The 22,438-nt window shown below is 73.2% G+C and carries 21 protein-coding genes; 7 read left to right on the plus strand and 14 right to left on the minus strand.

Annotated features, from left to right (window positions below):
- The first annotated feature begins 13 nt into the window (after window positions 1-13).
- Window positions 14-679, plus strand: coding sequence for an SDR family oxidoreductase (locus KUG39_RS02595; RefSeq protein ID WP_216912568.1), 666 nt, complete (start codon window positions 14-16; stop codon window positions 677-679).
- A gap of 15 nt (window positions 680-694) precedes the next feature.
- Here KUG39_RS02595 and KUG39_RS02600 read toward each other — a convergent pair whose 3' ends face one another.
- Together KUG39_RS02600 and KUG39_RS02605 are read right to left on the minus strand one after the other, a co-directional pair.
- The gene (locus tag KUG39_RS02600) at window positions 695-1,771 is read right to left on the minus strand and encodes a ChaN family lipoprotein (RefSeq protein ID WP_216918196.1); all 1,077 of its coding nucleotides are present in this window, start codon (window positions 1,769-1,771) and stop codon (window positions 695-697) included.
- Window positions 1,772-1,893: 122 nt separating this feature from the next.
- Window positions 1,894-2,841 (minus strand): putative selenate ABC transporter substrate-binding protein, encoded by a 948-nt coding sequence (locus KUG39_RS02605; protein ID WP_216912572.1) that lies wholly within the window; start codon window positions 2,839-2,841, stop codon window positions 1,894-1,896.
- A 105-nt stretch (window positions 2,842-2,946) separates the two neighbouring features.
- Here KUG39_RS02605 and mnmH point away from each other — a divergent pair, with 105 nt between their 5' ends.
- The gene (gene mnmH, locus KUG39_RS02610; RefSeq protein WP_216912574.1) at window positions 2,947-3,987 is read left to right on the plus strand and encodes a tRNA 2-selenouridine(34) synthase MnmH; all 1,041 of its coding nucleotides are present in this window, start codon (window positions 2,947-2,949) and stop codon (window positions 3,985-3,987) included.
- On the opposite strand, the gene selD is transcribed toward mnmH, so the two are convergent.
- Genes selD through KUG39_RS02635 form a run of 5 tightly spaced genes read right to left on the minus strand, consistent with a single transcriptional unit; the run spans window position 3,944 to window position 10,151 of the window.
- Window positions 3,944-6,052 (minus strand): selenide, water dikinase SelD, encoded by a 2,109-nt coding sequence (selD, locus tag KUG39_RS02615; protein WP_216912576.1) that lies wholly within the window; start codon window positions 6,050-6,052, stop codon window positions 3,944-3,946. The two genes, mnmH and selD, sit on opposite strands and share 44 nt — an antisense overlap.
- Window positions 6,049-7,761, minus strand: a complete 1,713-nt coding sequence (sulP, locus tag KUG39_RS02620; RefSeq protein WP_216912578.1) for a sulfate permease — start codon at window positions 7,759-7,761, stop codon at window positions 6,049-6,051. The genes selD and sulP overlap by 4 nt, the downstream gene beginning before the upstream one ends.
- Before the next feature lie 19 nt (window positions 7,762-7,780).
- Entirely contained in the window at window positions 7,781-8,116 is a 336-nt protein-coding gene (locus KUG39_RS02625) for a hypothetical protein (RefSeq protein WP_216912580.1), read from the minus strand.
- Between the two features lie 44 nt (window positions 8,117-8,160).
- Complete coding sequence (locus KUG39_RS02630; RefSeq protein WP_216912582.1) at window positions 8,161-9,591, minus strand: glycoside hydrolase family protein; 1,431 nt, start codon at window positions 9,589-9,591, stop codon at window positions 8,161-8,163.
- Window positions 9,591-10,151 carry a hypothetical protein gene (locus KUG39_RS02635; protein WP_216912584.1) on the minus strand — a complete coding sequence of 187 codons (561 nt, stop codon included), beginning with the start codon at window positions 10,149-10,151 and terminating at the stop codon, window positions 9,591-9,593. The genes KUG39_RS02630 and KUG39_RS02635 overlap by 1 nt, the downstream gene beginning before the upstream one ends.
- Before the next feature lie 116 nt (window positions 10,152-10,267).
- On the opposite strand from KUG39_RS02635, the gene katG reads away from it, so the two are divergent.
- Together katG and KUG39_RS02645 are read left to right on the plus strand one after the other, a co-directional pair.
- The gene (gene katG, locus KUG39_RS02640; RefSeq protein WP_216912586.1) at window positions 10,268-12,490 is read left to right on the plus strand and encodes a catalase/peroxidase HPI; all 2,223 of its coding nucleotides are present in this window, start codon (window positions 10,268-10,270) and stop codon (window positions 12,488-12,490) included.
- Window positions 12,491-12,495: 5 nt separating this feature from the next.
- On the plus strand, window positions 12,496-13,482 hold the full coding sequence (locus KUG39_RS02645; protein ID WP_216912588.1) for a hypothetical protein: 987 nt from the start codon (window positions 12,496-12,498) through the stop codon (window positions 13,480-13,482).
- On the opposite strand, the gene KUG39_RS02650 is transcribed toward KUG39_RS02645, so the two are convergent.
- Genes KUG39_RS02650 through KUG39_RS02660 form a run of 3 tightly spaced genes read right to left on the minus strand, consistent with a single transcriptional unit; the run spans window position 13,379 to window position 16,366 of the window.
- Window positions 13,379-14,689, minus strand: coding sequence for a hypothetical protein (locus tag KUG39_RS02650; RefSeq protein ID WP_216912590.1), 1,311 nt, complete (start codon window positions 14,687-14,689; stop codon window positions 13,379-13,381). The two genes, KUG39_RS02645 and KUG39_RS02650, sit on opposite strands and share 104 nt — an antisense overlap.
- Window positions 14,690-14,745: 56 nt before the next feature.
- On the minus strand, window positions 14,746-16,023 hold the full coding sequence (locus KUG39_RS02655) for an RNA polymerase sigma factor (RefSeq protein ID WP_286192859.1): 1,278 nt from the start codon (window positions 16,021-16,023) through the stop codon (window positions 14,746-14,748).
- 1 nt (window position 16,024) lies between these two features.
- A complete protein-coding gene (locus KUG39_RS02660) occupies window positions 16,025-16,366 on the minus strand; it encodes a YciI family protein (protein ID WP_216912592.1) in 342 nt (113 codons plus the stop codon).
- Between the two features lie 118 nt (window positions 16,367-16,484).
- Between KUG39_RS02660 and grxC the strand changes: the two genes are divergently transcribed.
- Entirely contained in the window at window positions 16,485-16,751 is a 267-nt protein-coding gene (gene grxC, locus KUG39_RS02665; protein WP_216912594.1) for a glutaredoxin 3, read from the plus strand.
- Here the strand turns inward: grxC and KUG39_RS02670 are convergent.
- Window positions 16,748-17,197, minus strand: coding sequence for a VOC family protein (locus KUG39_RS02670; RefSeq protein ID WP_216912596.1), 450 nt, complete (start codon window positions 17,195-17,197; stop codon window positions 16,748-16,750). The genes grxC and KUG39_RS02670 overlap by 4 nt on opposite strands.
- 123 nt (window positions 17,198-17,320) lie before the next feature.
- Between KUG39_RS02670 and KUG39_RS02675 the strand changes: the two genes are divergently transcribed.
- Window positions 17,321-19,603: an FdhF/YdeP family oxidoreductase gene (locus KUG39_RS02675; protein ID WP_216918198.1), complete on the plus strand. Its 2,283-nt coding sequence runs from the start codon at window positions 17,321-17,323 to the stop codon at window positions 19,601-19,603.
- On the opposite strand, the gene KUG39_RS02680 is transcribed toward KUG39_RS02675, so the two are convergent.
- Genes KUG39_RS02680 through KUG39_RS02690 form a run of 3 tightly spaced genes read right to left on the minus strand, consistent with a single transcriptional unit; the run spans window position 19,588 to window position 21,726 of the window.
- Complete coding sequence (locus KUG39_RS02680; RefSeq protein WP_216912615.1) at window positions 19,588-20,664, minus strand: GTP 3',8-cyclase MoaA; 1,077 nt, start codon at window positions 20,662-20,664, stop codon at window positions 19,588-19,590. The two genes, KUG39_RS02675 and KUG39_RS02680, sit on opposite strands and share 16 nt — an antisense overlap.
- Before the next feature lie 10 nt (window positions 20,665-20,674).
- Entirely contained in the window at window positions 20,675-21,268 is a 594-nt protein-coding gene (locus KUG39_RS02685; RefSeq protein ID WP_216912617.1) for a molybdenum cofactor guanylyltransferase, read from the minus strand.
- Entirely contained in the window at window positions 21,265-21,726 is a 462-nt protein-coding gene (locus tag KUG39_RS02690; RefSeq protein WP_190610128.1) for a nitrate reductase associated protein, read from the minus strand. The genes KUG39_RS02685 and KUG39_RS02690 overlap by 4 nt, the downstream gene beginning before the upstream one ends.
- A gap of 231 nt (window positions 21,727-21,957) precedes the next feature.
- Between KUG39_RS02690 and KUG39_RS02695 the strand changes: the two genes are divergently transcribed.
- Window positions 21,958-22,434, plus strand: coding sequence for a redox protein (locus tag KUG39_RS02695; RefSeq protein WP_094585287.1), 477 nt, complete (start codon window positions 21,958-21,960; stop codon window positions 22,432-22,434).
- Window positions 22,435-22,438 lie beyond the last annotated feature (4 nt).

A 22,438-nucleotide genomic window follows, 5' to 3' on the forward strand; every position in this document is an offset into this window, starting at 1 on the left:
CCGCCCCGTCCCCATGGCCACCGTTCTGATCACCGGCACCAACCGCGGCATCGGCCTGGAGTACTGCCGCCAGCTCCAGGCCAGGGGCGACACGGTGGTGGCGGTCTGCCGCACCCCGTCGCCGGAACTGGAGAGCCTGGGGGTCCGCATCGAGGCGGGGATCGACCTCACCGATGAAGCCGCCATCGACGCCCTGGTGGAACGGCTGGACGGCCTGCGCCTCGATGCTCTGATCCTCAACGCCGGGATCCTGGAATCCACCAGCCTGGGGGGCCTCGATGCCGAGAGCCTGCGGCGCCAGTTCGAGGTGAACGCCATCGCCCCGCTGCGGCTCACGCGGGCCCTGCTGGGCCATCTGGGCGAGGGCGCCAAGGTGATCCTGATGACGAGCCGCATGGGCTCGATCGACGACAACGGCTCCGGCGGCTCCTACGGCTACCGGATGTCGAAGGTGGCGCTCAACATGGCCGGCAAGTCCCTGGCCATCGACCTGCGCCCCCGCGGCATCGCCGTGGCCCTGCTCCACCCCGGCCTGGTCAGCACGCGCATGACGGGCTTCAGTTCCCAGGGCATCACCCCGGAGGAGTCCGTGCGCGGCCTGCTGGCCCGCATCGACGCCCTCAGCCTGGAGACGAGCGGCACGTTCTGGCACGCCAACGGCCAGGTGCTGCCCTGGTAGGGCCGGAGCGAGCTCTCAGGGGCCCGGCGCCAGGGGCAGGGCCAGCTGCAGCGGCAGGAGTCGGCCATCCCGCCGCAGAGTGAGGCCCAGGGGCCGGCCCGCCGGGTGAGCGGCCACCCGCTCGATCACCTGGCGGGCGCTGCTCACCGGCTGGCCGTCGATCGCCGTGATCCCATCGCCGACCCGCAGGCCGGAGCGCTCCGCCAGCGAGCCGGGGGCCACCTGGCGGATCTCCACCCGGCCGGCGTGGGTTTCCAGGTAGACCCCCAGCCGCAGGCCCGCCGGCGGTGGCGTCACCACCCCGTACACCGCCGTCGCCAGAGCCGGCTGCAGCGCCGCGCAGTCGAGGTTGTCCTCCCAGGGCAGCAGCCAGGCCGCCTCCGCCAGGCCCAGGGCCCGCAGCTGATGGGGCACGCCGTGGCCGCCGGCCAGGTGGCCGTTGCCGATCAGGGCCACCACCGGGGCCCCGGGGCGCCGGCGGCGCTGCTCGGCGATGGCCTCGGCCATGGCCCGGTCCCACAGCAGCTGGCTCTCCACGAAGCGGCCGAAGGAGGGGTCCTCCAGCCCCGGCAGCCCCTTGCCGTCGCTGGGCACGAAGGGATGGTGCCGCCAGAGCCGGTGCAACTGGGCCCGGTAGGCGGCGCTGGCCGGCGCCGGGCGTCCCACCCCCTCCCGCTCGCTGACGGGCACCGCCGCGAAGCCCTCGGCCCGCACCCGCCGCACCAGCCGGCGCTCCACGTTCAGGGCCAGCAGCGGCACGCGCCGGTCGCGGGCGAAGCGCAGGATCGGCAGGTAGAGGTCGGCGTCGTAGCCCCAGATGGCCGGCCAGTCGAGGGCGTCGAGGAAGGCGCGCTCCTCCAGGGCCCCGGCCACCCAGCGGTCGAGCACCGGCTGCAGCCGGCGCGGCACCATCTCCAGGCCGAGGCTGAGGCCGGGGCTGCGCTCCTGCAGCGCCTGGAGCGTGGCCAGCTGCCAGCGGTGGTGGGCGGCGCTGTCGTGGCGCTCCCCCAGCAGCACCGCCGGACGCCGGGCCAGGCGATCCAGCAGCTCGCCCGCCGCCACGGTCCGGGGACCGGCGGCGCTGGGCTCCACCCAGGCCCCCGCGGGCACACAGGCGCTGGCGGCCGCGGGCCCAGGCGCCCCCAGCAGGGCGGCCAGGCCCAGGGCCAGGCCGGCGGCCCCGGTGCTGCGGCGGTGCCAGCGGCCGGGGGGAATCAGCGGATCTTGCCGATCTGGCGGCCCACCTTCTCGATGTTGCCGTAGGCCGCCGCATTGGCGGGGATGAACCGCTGGGCGCCGAACAACGCCAGCACTTCCTTCTGCCTGGGATTGGTGGCGCGCCAGCTCAGGATCGCCGTCCTCATCCGGGCCGTGAAGCCCTTGCCGAAGCGCTTGTCGAGATCGGGCTGGGCAATCCAGTGGTAGTTGGGATAGCCGGGGGTCTTCCAGATCGGAATCACCTTGGCGCGGTTGACCTTGCCCTCGCTGAGGCTGCTGCGCCAGACCTCTTCGCTGACGGCGCCGGCCTGGTAGGCGCCGCTCTGCACAAGGGCGATCGTGGCGTCATGGCTGCTGCTGAAGCCGGGGGCACCACCGGCGAAGTCGCTCAGCTTGACCCCGGCCTGACTCAGATAGAACTGGGGCATCAGGCGGCCGGAGGTGGAGCTCTCCGAGCCGAAGGTGAAGCGCTTGCCCTTCAGCTCCGCCAGCCCCTTGACGTTGCTGATCGGCTTGAGGCCGCTGCTGGTGTTGGCAATGAAGACGCTCTGGAACGACGCGTCAATGTCGCGCTGGGCGATCACCAGGGCGCCGGGCTTCTGCAGGCGTGCCTGCACCCCCGTGAGACTGCCGAACCAGACCAGATCCAGGCCACCGGTGCGGAAGGCACTGACGGCGGCGGCGTAGTCGACCACCGGCACGTAGACCACCTTCACCCCCAGCTGACGGCTGAGTTCATTGGCCACCAGTGGGTAGAGCCGGTTGAGTGTCTCGGGCTTCTGGTCGGGGATGGCGCCGATGCGCAGCACCTTCTGGCTCTGCTGGGCCGCCGCCGGAGCCAGCAGCCCGGGAAGCGGGGCAGCGGCGGGGGCCACCAGGGGCAGCAGCGCCAGCGACACCCCCATCAGGGCGGCGCTGGCGGTGGCGCGGATCCGGAGAAGCATCGGGCTCAGGCAGGGGGTAGACCGTTGCTCCACTATGGCCATCAGGTGGGTGCCGGCCCGCGGCCTTCGTCATCGCCAGGCGCCCCCGTCCCAGCCGCGAGCCCCATGGCGCCCTGCCTTCCCATCGATGCGTTCCTGGCGGGGGGTGGCGCGCTGCTCGACGTGCGCACCCCGGCCGAATTCCGCCAGGGCCACATCCCCGGGGCCGCCAATCTGCCCCTGTTCAGCGATGCGGAACGGGCCGAGGTGGGCACCCTCTACAAGCAGCAGGGCCGCCAGGCCGCCGTGCAGCGGGGTCTGGCCCTGGTGGGGCCGCGGATGGAGGCCCTGGCCGCCGAACTGGTGGCCTGGAGCGAACGCTCGGGCGGGGCGCCCCTGCGGCTGCACTGCTGGCGCGGCGGCATGCGTTCGGGCAGCGTCGCCTGGCTGGCCCAGCAGCTGGAGCTGCCGGTGCTGCTGCTGGAGGGGGGCTACAAGAGCTACCGGCGCTGGGTGCTGGAGCTGTTCGAGCGGCCCTGGCCCGTGCGGCTGCTGGGGGGCCGCACCGGCAGCGGCAAGACCGAACTGCTGCTGGCCCTGCGGGAGCGGGGGGTGGCGGTGGTGGATCTCGAGGGGCTGGCCCACCACCGCGGCAGCAGCTTCGGCGGGCTCGGGCTGCCGGAGCAGCCCAGCAGCGAGCACTACGAGAACCGACTGGCCGCCGCCCTGGCCCCCCTGGCCGGGGCGGATCAGGTCTGGCTGGAGGCCGAGAGCGCCATGGTGGGCCGCTGCCGCATTCCCGCCGGCCTGTGGCACCAGATGAAGGCCGCCACGGTGCTGGCGGTGGAGCGACCCATGGAGGAGCGAGTGGCCCACCTGGTGGACATCTACGGCGCCCAGGATCCCCTCGCCCTGGCGGAGGCCACCCGGCGCATCGCCAAACGGCTGGGGCCCCAGCGCACCGCCCTGGCCCTGGAGGCGATCGAGCAGGGCGACTGGGCCACCGCCTGCCGGCAGATGCTCGATTACTACGACCGCTGCTACGACCACGACCTGGACGGCCATGCCTGTTCGGCGGTGGATCTGGGCGGTCTGGCGGCGCCGGAGGCGGCCGGGGAGCTGATCAGCCGGGGGCTGGTGACGCTGCATCAGCCGCCTGCCGGCTGACCACCCGCCCGATCACCGCCGCCGCCCCGAAGCCGGCGCCGCGCAGGGCCACCAGAGCCGCGGGCGCCTCCGCCGCCGGCAGGGCCGCCAGCAGCGGTCCGCAGGTCTGGGGGTCGATCAGCAGCCCCGCCAGGGCCGCCGAGGCCGCGAGCCGCACAGGCCCCTCCAGCAGGGCCAGGGCAGCGGCGTTGGCGGGGGCCAGGGTGCTGGCGAAGCCCCGCTCCAGCAACTCCAGAGCACCGGGATAGGCGGAAATGGCGGCGGCTTCCAGCTCCACCGCCACCCCCGCGCCGGAGGCGTCGAGCATCTCGCTGAGGTGGCCCAGCAGGCCGAAGCCGGTGATGTCGGTGCAGGCGCGGCAACCGTGGGCGGCCAGCAGCGGCACCAGGGGCGCCTGGCTGCCCTGCATCCCCTCCAGCAACGCCTCCATGCAGGCGGGTGCGGCGGCACCGGCCATGGCGGCGGCGAACAGCACGCCGCTGCCCAGGGGCCGGCTGAGCAGCAGGACCTCGCCGGGCCGCAGCGGCCCCTTGCCCCAGTGGGCCGCCAGCGCCACCGTGCCGTTGACGGTCAGGGCCAGGGCCAGCCCGGCTCCGTCGCGGCCCTCCAGGGTGTGGCCACCCACCAGGGCGGCGCCGAGGGGATCGAGCACCGAGCGCACCCCGGCCAGGGTCTGCAGCAACAGCTCCTCCTGCACAGACGCCGCCGCCTCCGGCACCGTCACCAGGGCCTGCACGCTGTCCACGGCGGCGCCGCTGGCCCAGAGGTCGCTGCAGGCATGCAGGGTGGTGAGCCGCCCGTTCAGCCAGGGGTCGTCCACCAGGGCGGGGAAGCCGTCGACGCTCTGCAGCAGCAGCTCGCCGTCGGCGCCGCTGCCTACCACGGCCGCGTCCTCCACCGGCCGCGGTGGTCCGTCGGGGTCGAGCCGGGCCAGGGCGGCCGCCAGGGGGGCGGCCCCCAGCTTGGCGGCGCAGCCGCGGCAGGCCATGGCAGCCGCGGCCATGGGCTGGAGCGCGGCGAAGCGGGCCATGAAGGCCCGATCGATGCGCTGCTTCCAGCGCCAGATCGACGCCGATGGCCCCAGGGCCACGGGGCCGTAGAACGCCAGGGCCCGGGGGCCAGCAGGGTGCCAGCCGCCGTCGCCCAGCAATTGCAGGGCCCGCGCCTGGGGCCGCCAGGGCCGCAGCGGCCGGGCGGGTTCGGCCAGGCTGCGGCGCAGGTTCTCCGCCAGCACCGTCGCCGAGCGCACCGCCCACACCCCCGAGGGGGGCCGGGGATCGGCGGCGATCAGGCCGCAGTCGCCGCTGGCGAACAGCTCCGGATGGCCGATCACCGCCAGGGTGGGGTGGGTCAGCACCCGGCCGCTGCCGGGGTCCACCGGCAGGCCGGCGGCCGCCAGCCAGGCGGGGGCGCGGCTGCCGGTGCAGGCCAGATCGGCCGGGGCCTCTGCTGGCGCCCGCCGCTGGATCGGGATGGCCGCCTGGGACAGCAGCCGTTCACCGGCCCGGTTCGCCGCGGCCGAGCCCAGATGCAACGACTCCCCCTGGAGCAGCAGCTGGCAGGCCATCCCCCGGGCCCGGAAGGCCAGGGCCAGCTCCACGGCGGCGGCCCCGCCCCCGCGGATCACCAGGGGCTCGCCGGCACGGCGCCGCTCCGCCCAGGCCAGGAAAGGCTCCAGCGGCTTGACGGCCATCGCCTCCCCCGGGGTGGCGGTCACGGCGCCCAGATCAAGGCTGAGCCGGTCGAAGCGCAGGGGCGGACGGCCCGCCAGCTGCAGCTCCCGGGCCTTCGGGTCCAGCCCGGTGATCTCCGCCTGCACAAAGGTCACGCCCGCCAGGGTGCAGAGGCGGCGCAGGTCGATGGCGGCCGCCTCCGGGGGCTCCAGAGCCGCCACCACGGCGGGCAGCAGGCCCGAATAGAGGGCCGTGCCGTGGCGACTCACCAGGGTGATGCGGGTGCGCGGCGGCCGGGTGTGGGGGCGCATCAGCCAGCGCCGCAGCACCAGCACGTGGCTGTGGCCGCCCCCCGCCAGGACCAGCAGATGGCGCTCGGGAGCGGCGTTCATGGGCCCGGCAGCGGCGCGCCGGTCGTCCGGGCCTGGAAGGCGGCGATCGCCGTGGGCAGGGTGGGGAAGAACAGGCGCGGCCCGATCCGCTCCACCAGGCCGGCCCGCTCCAGCTGGCCGTAGAGGTCCTGCTTCACCCGCGCCAGGCCGAAGGTGATGCCCCGGGCGGTCAGCTCCCGCTGCAGCTCCTCGAGCACGTCGGCCGCGGTGATGTCGATCTCCACGATCGCCTCGGCATTGAGCACGAACCAGGCCACCGGCTGGGACTCGGCGGCGATCGTCGCCAGCACCCGCTGGCGGAAGTGCTCGGCATTGGCGAAGCACAGCGGGGCATCGAAACGGAACAGCACCAGGCCAGGGATGGTGCGCGCCCCCTCCCAGTCGCGCACGTCGTGCAGGCCGGCCAGCCGGGGCACGATCCCCATCACGGCGTCGTGGGGGCGCACCAGGCGGGCGAACAGATCGATCACCGACAGCCCCACCGCCAGGGCCACACCGGTGAGCAGGTCGGTCAGCAGCACCCCCAGCAGGGTGATCAGGGCGAGGCGGAATTCACTGGGGCGGAAGCGCTGCAGCCGCAGGAACTCGGGGATGTCGATCAGGCGCAGGGCGGCATAGATGACGATCGCCCCCAGGGCCGCCGTGGGGAACAGGGCCAGCACCGGACGCAGCCACAGCAGCACCGCCAGCACCATGGCCAGGGCCACCAGGGAGAACAGCTGGGAGCGGCTGCCGAGGGAATCGCCGATGGCGGTGCGGCTGCCGCTGCTGCTCACCGGAAAACCCTGCATCAGCCCGTTGCCCAGGTTGATGGTGCCCAGGGCCAGCAGTTCCTGGTTGGCGTCGATGCGGTAGCCGCCCCGGGCGGCGAAGGCCCGGGCCGTGAGCACGTTGTCGGAGTAGCCCACCAGGGCGATGCCCACCGCGGCGGTCAGCAGGGAGCGGAGCTGGCCGCCCGACACCGGTGGCGGCAGGGAGGGGTGGGGCAGCCCGGCCGGGATGGCACCGATCACCGCCACCCCCTGCTGGTCCAGGTGGGCCGCCGCCACCACCGCCATTGCCAGCAGCACCGCCAGCAGGGGGCCCGGGGCCCGGGGGAAGCGCCGCTGCACCAGCAGCAGGAACACCAGCACCCCCAGGGCCAGCAGCAGGGTGGGCCGGTGGATCTCCCCCAGCCGGCCCAGCAGCTCCACCAGCTGGCCGGGGAGCGCATCGGCCTGCAGCTTCAGGCCACTGATCCGCCCCAGCTGGCCGCCGATCATGATCAGGGCCACGCCCCCCAGGTAGCCCACCAGGATCGGCTTCGAGAGCAGGTCGGCCAGGAAACCGAGTCGGGCCCAGGCGCCGGCGCAGCAGACCAGCCCCACCAGCAGGGCCAGCAGGCTGCAGAAGCCCGCGTAGGCCAGCGGATCCCCCGCCACCAGCGGCCCGACCGCCGCGGCCGTCATCACGGCGGTGGTGGATTCCGGCCCCACCGACAGCTGGGGGGACGAACCCAGCAGGGCATAGAGCAGCAGGGGCGGCAGGATCGCCCACAGCCCCGCCACCGGCGCCAGACCGGCCACCTCGGCGTAGGCCATGCACTGGGGCACCAGGTACGCCGCCACGGTCACGCCCGCCAGCAGATCCGGCCGCAGCCAGCTGCGCTCGTAGCCCAGCAGCCGTGCCAGGCCCGGCAGCACCACGGCCAGGCCCTGGCGCGGCTCCATCAGCGTCCCCCGTGGCGGCTCATTTGCGGCGGGGCGGCAGCACCTGGCTGGGGCACAGCGATTTGTCCTCCTCGACGCCCTTCATGCCGGCCAGAACCCCCTCCAGATCGTCCTTGGTGGAGGGATCGCCGCCGATGACGTCGAGCTGTTCCTGGGCCAGCTTGGCGCGGGTGGCGGTCGAGATGAACCCGTCCTTCTCCAGGTTGCAGAGGGCGCTCATGTAGCCGGAGCCCACCCCCACCATCACCATGAACTCCTCCCGCGGGCTGAGCTCCCCACCCTGGGGCTGGGCCTCCGCGAGCCTCGGCGTCGTGTCGAGGAGCGCCAGGAGCATCAGGGCGAAGGAGGTGGGCATGCCGGAGCCATGGCGTTGCCGTCAGGGTAGGGGGGGTGCCCGGTTCAGGCCTCCTGGTACACCGACACGTAGACGGTTCCCTGCTCCACCAGCGGCAGCAGCTTGTCGCGCAGATCCTCGTTGTGCAGCCGCACGCAGCCCAGGGTGGCGTGGAGGGGCTGGCGCGGCGCCCAGGCCCCGGGCCAGCCGCAGGCGCTGCCGCCGCCGTGCACCATGATCCCGGCCCGGCCGAAACGCCGCTCCTGCATCTCCAGATCCTCCAGATCGAAGCTGTACCAGCCATAGCTGCGGCGATCCTCTGAGTAGGTGGGGCTGGGATCCTGCTCGTAGTCCCGGTAGACCTTCTTGGCGATGCGGTAGATCCCCGGGGGGGTGTCGGTGGAGGTGTCCCGGTACTGGTCCTCCCGGCCCTGGCCGCGCGCCAGCGCCGGGATCTCCCAGAGCAGCCGGCCCTCCACGTCGTAGGCCCGGGCCGTCTCGCTGGCGTCGTTGACCACCACGTGGCTGTCGGATCCGCTGAAGCCGAAGTCCCGGGGGGTCTTCCGGGGACCCACCAGCCCGGGGAGGTCGGCGGGACGATCAGGAGCGGGCGCGGGCGCGGCGGAGGCGGCGGGCGGAACCGTGAGGACCCTCGCCGATGGGGCCGCGCCGGCGGCCTCCTGCTTCAGCCGCTGCTCCCAGGCTTCGCAGTCGGCCGGGGTGCGGATCTCCCGCTCCGCCTGGGCGCAGGCCACCGCGGGCTCCATGCCGCCCCACACCAGCCCCTCGGCCCGGCGGCGGCGGCCCAGCCCCACCTCCACCGTCTCGCCGGGATTGCGGTAGAGCATCAGGGCCGCGGGAACGGCCGGCCAGCGGCGCTCCCGCAGGTGGCGATCCAGGGTGTCGTGGTACCCATCCCCGTGGAAATGGGCGCCGTTGTTGTAGGCGAAGCTGCAGAGGGCGGCCCGCTGGCGATCCCCCATCTCCGCCCAGAAGGGGATCGTGGCCTCGAGCACCTGCCAGAAGCGCTCGCGGCAGTTGTGCTCGTAGAGCGCGTCGGCCTGCTCCTGGGTGATCACATCCCCCAGCCGGATCGGGGAGCCGTCCTGGTAGAAGGTGCTGCCCCAGCCGATCGTGATCGGCGCGCCGCCGGTGCGGGGATCGGGGTAGGCCTGGAGCCGGCAGCCCTCGTAGTGGTGGTTGAGCTGGGCCACCTCCGGGGGCAGTGCCCCGCCGCCGGACGCCGGCAGCCAGGCCTCACCGGGAATGATGAAACGGGCGGGATTGAGGTAGCGCTGCTCGCCATCCGGCAGCGGCACGGCGCCGCCGGGGCAGGTGTAGGGCCCCGCCAGCCGGGCGATCGCCAGGTCCGTGCCGGGGGCGGGACGCACCCAGGCCACGGCGATGCGGGAGCCGGAAGCCACATAGGAGTCCGCATCGGCGGCGGCGGGGCTGGGGCTGAGCCCCGCATCCTGGCGGGCGGTGATGTAGGGCATCAGAGGCTTCCCCCCAGGCGGATCCGCTCCAGGGGCGTCAGGGCCGGCGCCGGCGGGGCGACGGGGGTGGCCGGGCTCACCTGGATGGGGGTGCGGCTGCGCTCGAGCTCGGCGCGCAGGCGGCCCAGCTCCTCCCGCAGCTGGCCCAGGCGCGGATCCTCCGCGGCAGCGGCAGAAGGGGTGCCCGCGGCGGCCGAGTCAGTGGCGGTGGCCAGGTCGGACCGGACGACGCCGAGCACCAGCTCCCGCAGGCCGGTGGACCCCAGGGCCCCGAGACGCTGCTCGGCGAACTTCTGCACCACCTTGGGGGCGAAGGCGGCGAGCAGGAAGGCGAAGGTGACGATCATCCCGGTGTCGTCCCGGGGTGGATAGGTGAGGCTGTCCTGCCCGGCCGCGTCCCGGCTGACCATCGGGGCGCTGCGCAGCATCGTGATCGACCCGAAGGCGATCGACGCCAGCAGGGCCAGCAGACACATCAACCGCATGGAGGATCGGTTGCCGGGGGATTCCTCCAGAAACCCGGTCGTCGGTCCGGCGGCGGCACGGGCGGGGGTCGTCATGGGGGCACCGGGGGACACGGGCTGATCTCATTGTGGCCCGATCTTCCGGGAGCCCCCGCCGCTGCGGACCCCACGGAATTCCATGCCTACATTCGGCACAAATGCTGCCGCCGCCGATGGACGGACTGTCTCCGCCGACCGGTGCCGACACCGGCGGGAAATGCCCCTTCCTGCACGGCACCCTCCGGGGCAGCACGGCCGGGGCCCGCTCCAACCGGGACTGGTGGCCGCGGCAGCTGAACCTGGCGGTGCTGCATCAGCATTCGCCCCTGTCGGATCCGATGGGCGGCGGCTTCGACTACGCCGCGGCGTTCCGCACCATCGACCTGGAGGCCCTGCGCCAGGACCTGTTCACGCTGATGACCACCTCCCAGGACTGGTGGCCGGCCGACTACGGGCACTACGGGCCGTTCTTCGTGCGCATGGCCTGGCACAGCGCCGGCACCTACCGCATCCACGACGGCCGCGGCGGCGCCGGAGCCGGCACCCAGCGCTTCGCGCCCCTCAACAGCTGGCCCGACAACGGCAACCTCGACAAGGCACGGCGCCTGCTCTGGCCCATCAAGCAGAAATACGGCAGCGCCCTCTCCTGGGCCGACCTGATCATCCTCGCGGGCAACTGCGCCATCGAATCGATGGGCCTGCCCACCCTGGGCTTCGCCGGGGGCCGCGAAGACGTCTGGGAGCCGGAGATCGACATCGACTGGGGCCCGGAAACCGAATGGCTGGGGGACAAGCGCTACAGCGGCGACCGCGAGCTGGAGGACCCGCTCGGTGCCGTGCAGATGGGGCTGATCTACGTGAACCCCGAGGGGCCCAACGGCGAACCCGATCCGCTCGCCGCCGCCCGGGACATCCGGGAGACCTTCGCCCGCATGGCGATGGACGACGAGGAGACCGTGGCCCTGATCGCCGGGGGCCACACCTTCGGCAAATGCCACGGCGCCGGCGATCCCGACCTGGTGGGACCGGAACCCGAAGCCGCCAGCCTGGAGGAGCAGGGGCTGGGCTGGCGCAACCGCTTCGGCAGCGGCAAGGGGGACGACACGATCACCAGCGGTCTGGAGGGCGCCTGGACCGCCAACCCCGTGCAGTGGGACGGCGGCTACTTCGACAACCTGTTCGGCTACGAGTGGGAACTTGAGAAGAGTCCGGCCGGGGCCTGGCAGTGGCGGCCCACCGATCCGGCGGCGGCGGACACCGTGCCCGATGCCCACGACCCGTCCAAGCGCCACGCGCCGATGATGGCCACCACCGACCTGTCCCTGCGGGTCGATCCGGCCTACCTGGAGATCTCCCGGCGGTTCCATGCCAACCCCGACCAGCTGGGGGAGGCCTTCCGCCGCGCCTGGTTCAAGCTCGTGCACCGGGACATGGGGCCCCGTTCCCGCTACCTGGGCAGCCTGGTGCCGGACGAGGTGATGCTCTGGCAGGACCCGATTCCCCCCGTCGACCATCCCCTGGTGGACGCTGACGACATCGCCGCCCTCAAGGGGCGGATCCTGGAGACGGGGCTGCCCGTCTCCCAGCTGGTGGCCACCGCCTGGGCCGCGGCCGCCAGCTTCCGCGGCTCCGACAAGCGCGGCGGCGCCAACGGCGGCCGGCTGGCGCTGGCCCCCCAGAAGGACTGGGAGGTGAACCAGCCCGCCAAGCTGGCCCGGGCCCTGGAGGCCTTCGAGGCGATCCGCCAGGAGTTCAACGGCTCCCGCCACGACGGCAAGCGCATCTCCCTGGCCGATCTGATCGTGCTGGGCGGCTGCGCCGCGGTGGAGGAGGCGGCCCGCCGTGGAGGCCAGGCGGTGACGGTGCCCTTCACCCCGGGGCGCATGGATGCCTCCCAGCAGCAGACGGACGTGGCCTCCTTCGCCGTGCTCGAACCGAAGGCCGACGGCTTCCGCAACTACCTGCGGCCGGGCCTGCCGGCCTCCGCCGAGGAGCTGCTCATCGACAAGGCCCAGCTGCTCACCCTCACCGCCCCGGAGATGACGGCGCTGGTGGGCGGTCTGCGGGTGCTGGATGCCAACCACGGCAAGTCACGTCACGGGGTCTTCACCCATCGCCCCGAGACCCTCAGCAACGACTTCTTCGTGAACCTGCTCGACATGGGCACCACCTGGACGGCGACCACCGAGGCGGAGGACAGCTTCGAGGGCCGCGACCGCCACACCGGTGATCTGAAGTGGATCGCCAGCCGCGTCGACCTGATCTTCGGCTCCAACGCCCAGCTGCGGGCGATCGCCGAGGTGTACGGCTCCGCCGACGCCGCTGAGCGCTTCGTGGCCGCCTTTGTGGCCGCCTGGAGCAAGGTCATGGACCTCGACCGCTTCGAGCTGGCCTGAACCCCATGCACCCCCTCCTCTCCGCGCAACCGGTCCCGGAACGCCGCGAGGCCATCGGCCGGGCCGGCCTGGGCAGCCTGCTGGCGATCGCCGCCGAGGGCGGACCGCCCAGCCCCATGGCCCTGCGCACGATCACGGCCATCCGCGACCACCTGATCCGGCTGCCCATTCCGCTTGAGGAGCTCGAGCCCCTCACGCCGGAGCAGCTGGCGGCGGCGGTGCCGGAGCCCGAGTGGCGTGAGCGGATCCTTCGCGGCATGACCGTGCTGGCCCTGCTCGAGGACTCCCCTGGCGAGGCCCGCCTGGCCCGGCTGGAGGCCACGGCCCGGGCACTGGCCATCGATGACGCCCCGGTGCAGGCGTTCCGCCACGTGCTCGATCACCAGTTCAACCTGGTGCGCCTCGACATCATGCGGCGGGGGTTCCAGCGGGGGGCCGCCGCGGCCTACGTGCGCGATGAGGGCCCCGCCGGAGCCCTGCAGATCGCCCGCTCGCTGCTGAAGCAGGAGGATCCCGCCCTCGCCCGCCGCTACCGGGCCCTGGCGGAACTGCCCCACGGCAGCCTCGGCCGGGCCTACCTGGCCTTCATCGATGCCAACGGCTTCAGCGTTCCCGGCGAGCTGGGCGGGCCGCCGCCCCCGGTGGTGCGCCATGACTGCTGCCACGTGCTCGGTGGCTACGGCACCAGCCCCAGCGAGGAATGCGGCGTGCTCGGCTTCCAGGCCGGCTTCGGCCGCAACGACCCCTTCTTCACGATCCTGTTCGGCCTGGCCCAGTTCCAGCTGGGCATCGGCTCGACCCCGGTGACGGCGGCCGAGACCGGCCAGGCGGATCCGGAGGTGATCTTCCGCGGCCTGGAGCACGGCCTCGGTGTCACCCGAGACCTGATCAGCGACTGGGATCCCTGGGACGACTTCCCCCGGCCCCTGGAGGAGGTGCGCCGCCAGTACGGCATCCGGCCCCGTCAGGCGGCGGGGGCTCCCCCGTCGTGATGGCGAAGGGTCGCGCCGGCAGGGCCCCCAGCAGGTCCGCCGGCTGCACCTGCTCCCCGAACAGGGCCAGGGCCCCGGGCCAGATGTAGGCGGTGTTGTAGGCGTTGGCCCCGTGCTTCACGCCGCCGAAGAACTCGAACAGGGCGTCGTCGTAGAAGCGGGTGCAGGTGACGGCCTGGTTGTGGAAGGCGCACAGCGGCGGGCTGGCGTGCGGATCGGAGCAGGAGAAGTAGATCGCCTTGGCCGGGCTGGCGATGGCGGAGAAGTTGGTGCCGCCGCCATCGATCGGGCCCACCCACTGGTCCGGCGGCACCAGGCCGTCGGCGGCGCCGTGCAGGATCGCCACCGGCTGGCTGAGCTGGGGGCCGGTCTGGCGGATCCGCAGGGGATCGGCGGTGAAGGGGGCGCCGAACAGCCTCAGCAACGCGATGGCGAAGCGGGGGATGCCCATTTCCGACGCGGCGGCCGGATCGGCCACCACGATCACCCGCGGCCGGAAGCGGGCGGCCGGCTGATCGCGGAGCGCCCAGGGCAGGCTCAGGCTCAGCAGCCCTCCCAGGGAGTGGCCGAAGCCGTAGACCATGGGCTTTGCCTGCCGCCAGTGGGCGTAGGCCGGCTCCCTGGCCAGATCGTCCCAGCCCGCCTCCACCAGGGCCAGGGCCTGGGCCAGCCAGTCCTTTGGCGACGAAGTCAGGCTCCTGGCCACGGTCCAGAGCAGGTGGCTCAGGTTCTTGGCGTAGGTGCGCCGGAACCAGCCGATCACCACCAGGATCAGCTCGATCAGGAGCAGCGACAGCACCACCCGGCGCAGGTCCCCCAGCGCCTCCGGACCGGCCGCGCCCTGGGGCCGGACGGCGACGCGCAACGCCTTGCTCGTCCAGGGGCCCGCCCTGGGCACCTCCTGCCAGGTCGGCACGGGTTTCCCGGGGGCAGGAGAGGGGTAGTCACTGCACTGGAAATCCGGGAAGAACACGATGTATCCCTCGGCCGCCAGCGCCAGCAGGTGGCTCTCGTAGAAGGAGGGCATGCACAGGGCGAAGCCGTGCAGGTAGAGCACCGCCCGCAGGGGCTGCTCCGCTCTGGCGGCGGCATCCGGCACATAGACCCGCAGGTAGTTGCCCTGCTCGTGGCAGCCCCGTTGCCAGATGGTGCAGGCGTGCCCCTCCACGTGGACGCAGCGCCAGTCGGTCGTGGTGGGCTGGCTCATCGGGTCAGGCGCAGCGGCGACGGACCATCCGCTGGCGGCGGCTGGAAACCGAGGCCTCAGGGACGCCCAGCATGCCGGCGATCACCGGGATCGTCAGGGAGCGGCGCCGGGAACGCCGCCCTGGCCCGCTGGCCCAGGAACGCCCGCACCGCCGGATCGTCCGCCAGGGCGATGGCGCGCCGGTAGGCCAGCTGGGCCTGGCTGGCCTGGCCGGTGCACTGCAGCAGGTGGGCCCGCAGCGCCCACCAGGGCTGGTGCTCCTTCAGGGCCGGCTCGGCGGCCGCCAGAGCCTCCAGTTCGGCCAGAGCCCGTTCGGGGCCAGCCAACTCGGCCAGCACGGCGATCCGGCTCACCCGCCCCCCCGCACTCGGGGCCAGGGCCAGCAGGGCGTCGTAGAGCCCCAGCAGGGCCGGCCAGTCGACCCTGCCGCTGACGGCGCGGTGGGCATGGAGCGACTGGATCGCCGCCTCCAGCTGGAAGCGCCCGGGCCGCCCCGCCCGGGAGGCCTGGGTCAGGACCGCCTCGGCTTCGGCGATCAGGCCGGCGTCCCACAGGGCCGGCTCCTGCTCCAGCAGCGGCACGTAGCTGCCGTCGGCGGCCCGGCGGGCCCCGTGGCGCGCCTCGCAGTGCAGCAGCAGGGCGAGCAGGCCGCCGGCCTCCGGCTCCTCGGGCAGCAGGGCGGCGCACAGCCGCGCCAGCAGCACCGCCTCCTGGGTCAGCCCCCGGTCGCGACCGTCGTCGCCCTGACCATCCCAGCCGGTGGTGTAGGCCGCATAGATCGCCTGCAGTACCGCTGCCGAGCGGGCGGGCAGCGCTTCGGCACCCGGCAGCACGAACGGAATGCGGGCCTCACGGATCTTGGCCTTGGCACGCACCAGCCGCTGGCCCATGGTGGCCGGCGCCACCAGGAAGGCGGCCGCGATCCGGGAGGCGTTGAGCCCCAGGACGGTCTGGAGCATCAGCGGCGCCTGGATCCCCGGATCGATCGCCGGGTGGGCGCAGAGGAACAGCAGCCGCAGCCGCTCGTCGGGGAACTCCATGGGCGGTTCAGGGGTGTCGGGATCCGTGGCGACGGCGTCCAGCTCCGGCAGCAGCTGCTCCAGGGTCCGGTCGCGGCGGGCCCGGTCGATCAGACGCCGGCGGGCCACCACCAGCAGCCAGGCTTCGGGGGCCCGGGGCACACCCTCGACGGGCCAGCGCCGCAGGGCGGCGAGGAAGGCATCGCCCAGGGCGTCCTCCGCCGCCGCCACATCGCCGCAGCGGGCGGTGAGCCAGGCCACCAGCTTCCCGAAGGACTGCCGTGCCGCCAGCTCCGCCGCCCGCCGCCCCTCCATCTCAGTGGGCTTCCATGGCGAGCACGGGCCGCACCTCCACGGCGCAGCGCTCCGCCGCCGGGCAGCGGGCGGCCCAGGTGAGGGCGGCGTCGAGGTCGGGCACATCGATCAGGAAGAAGCCGCCCAGCTGCTCCTTGCTGTCGGGGAAGGGCCCGTCCTGCACCTGCCGCTCCCCGTGGCGCAGGCGCACGGTGGTGGCGGTGTGGGCGGACTGCAGGGCCTCGCCACCGGCCATGTGGCCGGCCTCGGCCAGGGCCTGGGAGTAGGCGGCATAGGCCGGCATCAGGCCGGGACGGTCGGCGAAGTCCTGCTCGGTTTCGTAGATCAGAACGGCGTACTGCATGGTGGGGACTCGAAAGGTTGGTGGGGGACACACTCCCGAAGGGCCTGCGTCATCTCCATGACGGACGGCGGGCCGCCATTTCGACAGAATGGCCACACCCGACTCACCCGTGCTCTCCATGCCCAAGGTCGAGATCTACACCTGGCGCTTCTGCCCCTTCTGCATCCGGGCCAAGCAGCTCCTCGACCGCAAGGGCGTGACCTACACGGAGTACGTCATCGACGGTGACGAGGAGGCCCGCGACGCGATGGTGGCCCGGGGCAGCGACGGTCGGCGCTCCGTGCCCCAGGTCTTCATCGACGACGCCCATGTGGGCGGCTGCGACGACCTCTACGCCCTGGAGCGCCAGGGCCGACTGGATGCGCTGCTGGCCGTCGCCAGCTAGGGGGCGGCGCCGCCCTTCCATTCCGCCAGCTCCACCGTGATGCCCTCCGGGCCGCGCAGGAAGACCAGCTTGCGGTGGTGGAACTCCATCACCGCGTTGCGGAGCTCCACACCCCCGGCCTGCAGCCGGGCCACCGTGGCCTGCAGGTCGTCGACGGCGAAGCAGATGTGGTTGAACCCCACCCGGGCCAGGTTGTCCATGGCCGGCTCGGGGAGGGGCTCCGGGTGGCGGTAGTGCAGCAGCTGCACCTCCAGCCGCGGCGTGGCGCCGGCCAGCACGAGCGTCACGTGGTCCGCCTCGATGCCTTCCACCCCCATGTAGTCGGAAAACTGGGGCCCGCTGATCAGCACGGCCTTGTCCTCGACGAAGCCCAGCAGGCCGAAGAAGTGCCGGGCTGCCGCCAGGTCGCGAACGACGACGGTGACGTGGTCGAAATGCCGGATCATGGGCGCTGCCTCGCTCCGCGGCTGGCCCGATTCTCGCCGGGCTCGACACGATCCGGAGGTAGCCCCAGGCCCCCCAGCCGGGGATCCCAGCGGCCAGAGTGAGGGTCAACGCCGGCCGGCCCGATGAGCGACAACGCCAGCCCCGCCGATGCCGCCACGCCCGGCCAGGGCGGCGGCTGGCCCCTGATCGACGGCTGGGCCAAGGCCACCCTCTCGCCGCGGGGGCCGAAGCTCTGGCAGACCCTCAACCACAAGAGCGCCTGCCTCTCCTGCGCCTGGGGCACCGGCGGCCAGCACGGCGGCTTCGTCGACGAGCTGGGGGAGCCGCTGCAGCGCTGCCTCAAGAGCGTCGAGGCGATCATGGCCGAGCTGCAGCCGGCGGTGAGCGAGGGCGTGTTCGGCCGCCGCAGCCTGGCGGACCTCCAGCAGCTCTCCTCGATGGAGGCCGACCGCCTCGGCCGCCTCAGCCACCCCCTGCTGCTGCGCGAGGGCGGCAGCCACTACGAGCGCATCGGCTGGGACGACGTGTTCACCATCGCCGAGGCCGCCTTCCGGCGCCCGCCGGAGCGGGTGGCCTCCTACAGCTCGGGCCGCTCCTCCAACGAAGCCGCCTACCTGCTGCAGCTGCTGTTGCGGGCCATGGGCTCCAACAACCTGGCCGACTGCTCCGACCTCTGCCACGCCCCCTCCACCGTGGGGCTCAATGCCGTCTTCGGCTCCGGCACCTCGATGGTGAGCCTGGAGAGCCTGCAGCAGGCGGATTGTGTGGTGCTGGTGGGCTCCAACGCCCCCGCCAACCACCCGCGGCTGATGAACGAGCTGATCAAGCTGCGCCAGCGGGGCGGCACGGTGATCGTCATCAACCCGGTGATCGAGGTGGGGCTGCTCAAGTTCGGCTCCCCCGCCTTCCCGATCCGCTCGATGCTGGCGGGCTCGGAGATCGCCTCCCTGTTCCTGCAGCCCATTCCGGGCAGCGACACGGCCGTGTTCCTCGGGCTGCAGAAGGCCCTGCTGGAGGCCGGCGCCGTGAAGCGCGATTTCCTGACCGCCCATGCCGAGGGCTGGGAGGCGCTGCTGGCGCAGCTGGAGGGCACCTCCTGGGAAGCGATCACCGCCAGCTGCGGGATCAGCCGGCAGGAGCTGGAGCACGCCGCCGCCGTGATCGCCGCAGCCCGGGGCGTGGTGTTCGCCTGGGCGATGGGGATCACCCACCACGCCAACGGCATCGACAACGTGCAGGCGATCGCCAACACCGCCCTGCTCAGCGGCAACGTGGGCCGGCCCGGCGCCGGCACCATGCCGATCCGGGGCCACTCCAACGTGCAGGGCTTCGGCTCGATGGGGGTCACCGTCAAGCTGCGGGCGGAGATGCAGCAGGCCCTGGAGCAGTTGCTGGGCCGGCCCCTGAGCCGGGTGCCCGGTTACGACACCCGCGCCCTGATCGAGGCCGCCGATGCCGGCCGGGTCGACAGCCTGCTGTGCCTGGGGGGCAACCTCTGGGGCGCCAACCCCGACAGCGCCGAGGCGAAGCGCGCCCTGGGCCGCATCGACACGATCCTCTATCTGGCCACCAAGCCCAACCAGGGCCATTTCCACGGCCTGGCCGCCCGCCAGACCCTGGTGCTGCCGGTGTTCAACCGCTTCGAGACGCCGCACCGCACCACCACCGAGTCGGGCAACAACTACGTGCGCCTCAACGAGCCGGGCTCCACCCACCTGCGCGGCGCCGACCTGATCAGCGAGGTGGCCTTCCTGGCCGAACTGGCCCGGCGCCGCATGGGCAGCGATCCGATCGACTGGGGGCGGCTGCAGGATCCGTCCTACGTGCGGGAACTGATCGGCCGCACCGTGCCCGGCTACGGCCCGATCGCCCGCATCGATGCCACCCGGCAGGAGTTCAGCGTCGAGGGGCGCCTGTTCGAGAGCCCAACCTTCCCCACCCCCAGCGGCCGGGCCCGGATGGCGCCCACCCCCCTGCCGGAGCTGTCGCTGCCTGGGGCGGAGCACTTCGGCGGCCTCGGGCCCGGGGAAACCGGCCTGGTCCTGGCCCTGATCACGGCCCGCAGCTACGGCCAGCACAACACCGTCGTCTACAAGGCCGGCGACAGCTACCGGGGCATGCCCCATCGCCACACGATCCTGATGAACCGGACCGACCTGCGCCGCTGCGGCCTGGCGGCCCATCAGCGGGTGACGGTGCAGGGGGAGGCGGGCACCCTGGAGGGGGTGGAGATCATCCCCGGCGAGATCCGCGAGGGCGCCGCGCTGATGTTCTATCCGGAGGTGAACGTGATCATGAAGGCCGTCATCGACCCCCGCTGCGGCACCCCGGCCTTCAAGCGGGTGCCGGTGCTGGTGCGGGCGGCGGTGGCTGCCGCTGCCGGAGCAAATCAGCCCCCCAGGTAGGCCATCTCCGCCGGCGCCGGCCGCCGCTCGGCCGCCTCCTGCCGCTCCTCGCTCCAGCGATCGCGGCGGGCGCGCCACAACGCCTCCAGCGCCTGCCGCAGCCGGCCCGGCTCTGGCTGGGGCCGCAGCCAGGGCTTGAGGTCGGTGCCGTCGGCGGCGAACAGGCAGCTGTAGGCCACCCCGTCGGCGGTGATCCGCAGCCGGTTGCAGTCGCCGCAGAAGGGCGCCGTGATCGAGGCCACCACCGCCAGGTGGGCGCCGCCATCGGCTCCGACAGCCTCAGCGGCGCGGTCGCGGTAGCGCCAGCGGCCGGCGGTGCCGTGGGGCGCCCGTCCCACCGGCTCCAGCGGCCAGGCCGCCCCGATGCGGGCCACCATCTCGGCCGCCGGCAGCACCTGCTCCGGCTCCCAGCCGTTGCGGTTGCCCACATCCATGAACTCGATCAGGCGCAACTCCAGCCCCTGCTCCCGGGCCAGGGCCGCCAGGGGCAGCAACTGGTCGGCGTTGCCGGAGCGGGTGATCACCGCATTCAGCTTCAGGGCGCCGCGGGCCGGATCGAAGCCCGCCTCCCGCGCGTGCCGGATCGCCGCCAGCACCTTCTGGAGCACGGCGTCACCGGCGGCCGCGCCCCCGAGGCCGGCCATGCGGGCCACGCTGGCCCCATCGGTGCCATCGAGGCTGAGGGTGATCCGGTCGAGCCCCGCCGCCTTCAGCTGCCGGGCCCGCTCGGCCCCCAGCAGCACCCCGTTGCTGGTGAGGGCGATCTCCCGCAGGGCGCCGCGGGGATGGCCGGGGTCTCGCCGCCGCAGCGGCTGCAGGGCGGCGATCAGCTCCTCCAGGCGCCGGTGCAGCAGGGGCTCGCCGCCTGTGAGGCGCAGGGTGTGCACCCCCAGACCCACGGTCGCCTCCACCAGGGCCACCCGTTCCGCCAGGGTCAGCAGGTCGGGCGGGTCCTCGAGATCCGGACAGCAGTAGGGACAGGCCAGGTTGCAGCGGGCCGTCAGCGACAGCCGCAGCACCCCCAGGGGGCGGCCATGCAGATCCAGGGGACGCTCCGCCATGGCAGGCAAGCTAGGGCCACAGGCCGGTGGCGTCGTCGGGGGTGTTGGCATTGCGCAGGCCCGCGGCCGGCAGGGCCACCGGCACCACCACCTCGCCCGCCAGCCAGTCCTGCAGCCGCCGGCCGCCCGCCGCCGTGAAGGCACCCAGCCGCGCCCGCAGACCGGGATCGGCCGGATAGACCCCCAGCAGCGGCTGCAGCCGCCGGCCGTCGTGGGCCAGGTGGATGGCGGCGGGACCAGTGGCGGCCCCCACCAGGGCCTCGAGGGTGGCGGCCTCCAGCCAGGGCATGTCCACCGGGCAAAGCAGCAGGCCCTGGCCGGGGTGGTGCGTCATCAGCCGGTCGAGGGCCAGCAGCGGCCCCTCCCGGGGTGGCGGCTCCTCCAGGACCGTGATCGGCTGGCCTTGCCCGTCCCTCAGGGGTCGCGCCAGATCATGGTGGGCCCGGTGGTGGCTGAGCAGGGTGATCGGCAGCGGCAGCGCCGCCAGCCGAGCCAGGCTGAACTCCAGCCAGGTGCCCCCGGCGGGATGGGGCAGCAGGGCCTTGTCCGTGCCCATGCGGCGGCTGGCGCCGCCGCTGAGCAGGCAGGCCCGCAGGCCGCTCATGCCAGCAGGGCGAATTCCGCCAGGGCCCGCGGCAGGTTGCGGTGCTCATGGCCCGGATGGCTGAGCTTCACCAGGGCGAAGCGCTGCAGTTCATCGAGCTGCCCCCAGGCGTGGGGGGGCAGGGTCAGGCCCAGCTGGCGGCAGGAGGCGAGCAACACCTCCGGGGGCTCATCGCCCTGCTGCCACGGGGCGCCGCAAGCAGGCTCCAGCCGCCCGGCGGCGCCGGCGGCCATGGCGGCCGTGCGCTGGGCGAGCCAGTGGTCCAGCGCCGCCAGGGCCTCGGGATCGTCGGGCCAGTCCAGCAGCCGCTGCCGTTCCCCCTCGTCGAGGTCGCTCCAGTGCACCAGCTTCAGCTTGACCCCCACCAGATCGAGCTTGCGCCGCACCGCCATGGGGATGCAGCGCAGGTCGCCGACGAAGTCGGCCTCGAAGCCGAAACAGTGGTCGTGGCGGCCCATGGGTCCGGGGCGCAGGAGGCCCACCCTAGGCAGCACCACCACCGGAACTGGCCCAGGCCCCACGGCCTTTCGTAGCCGATCTCACCGTGGGACCCCACCAGGATTAGGTTCACTGAAGAGACCGCAGAGGCTTCTCACGGAGTCGCTCCCATGACCGCCACCGTCCCGTCGAGAGACGAGCTGCAGGATCACCGACCCTCCGGGGCCAGCCAGGGTCCCCGGCCCGCTCCGATGTTCGAGCTGATCCCCTACGAGAAGTTCCGCGACACGCCGTCGGTGCGGTTCTTCGACATCACCGTGCCCACCTCGAACAAGCGGGATCTGGTGGTCCACTCGGGTCCGGCGGTGAGCCCGCCCGACTGCCCGGAGACCGGCAGCTGGCAGTTCTATCTGCACCCCCACCAGGAGGACAACCTGCTCGCCATGCACGGCGGCCGTACCTTCTTCCTGGTCAATCTCGGCTGGAACTACCCGTATCACATCGTTCGCCTCGACTGCGGCGGCGACATCCTGCGCATCCCCCCCGGCACCTTCCACCGCTCCGTCTCCGATCCCGACGGCTCCCTGGTGCTCAACCAGGCCGTGCGCGAGGAGGGCGCCAGCGTGGTGCGCGAGTTCCGGGTGTACAACAGCCACCGCATCCCCCGGCTGTTCGCCGTGACCTCCAAGACCGCCCCCCTGCCCAAGCTGCACGGGGTGAGCTGGTAGGGCG

Origin of the sequence: Synechococcus sp. CCAP 1479/10 (assembly GCF_019038515.1) — a bacterium.
GTDB lineage: Bacteria > Cyanobacteriota > Cyanobacteriia > PCC-6307 > Cyanobiaceae > Cyanobium.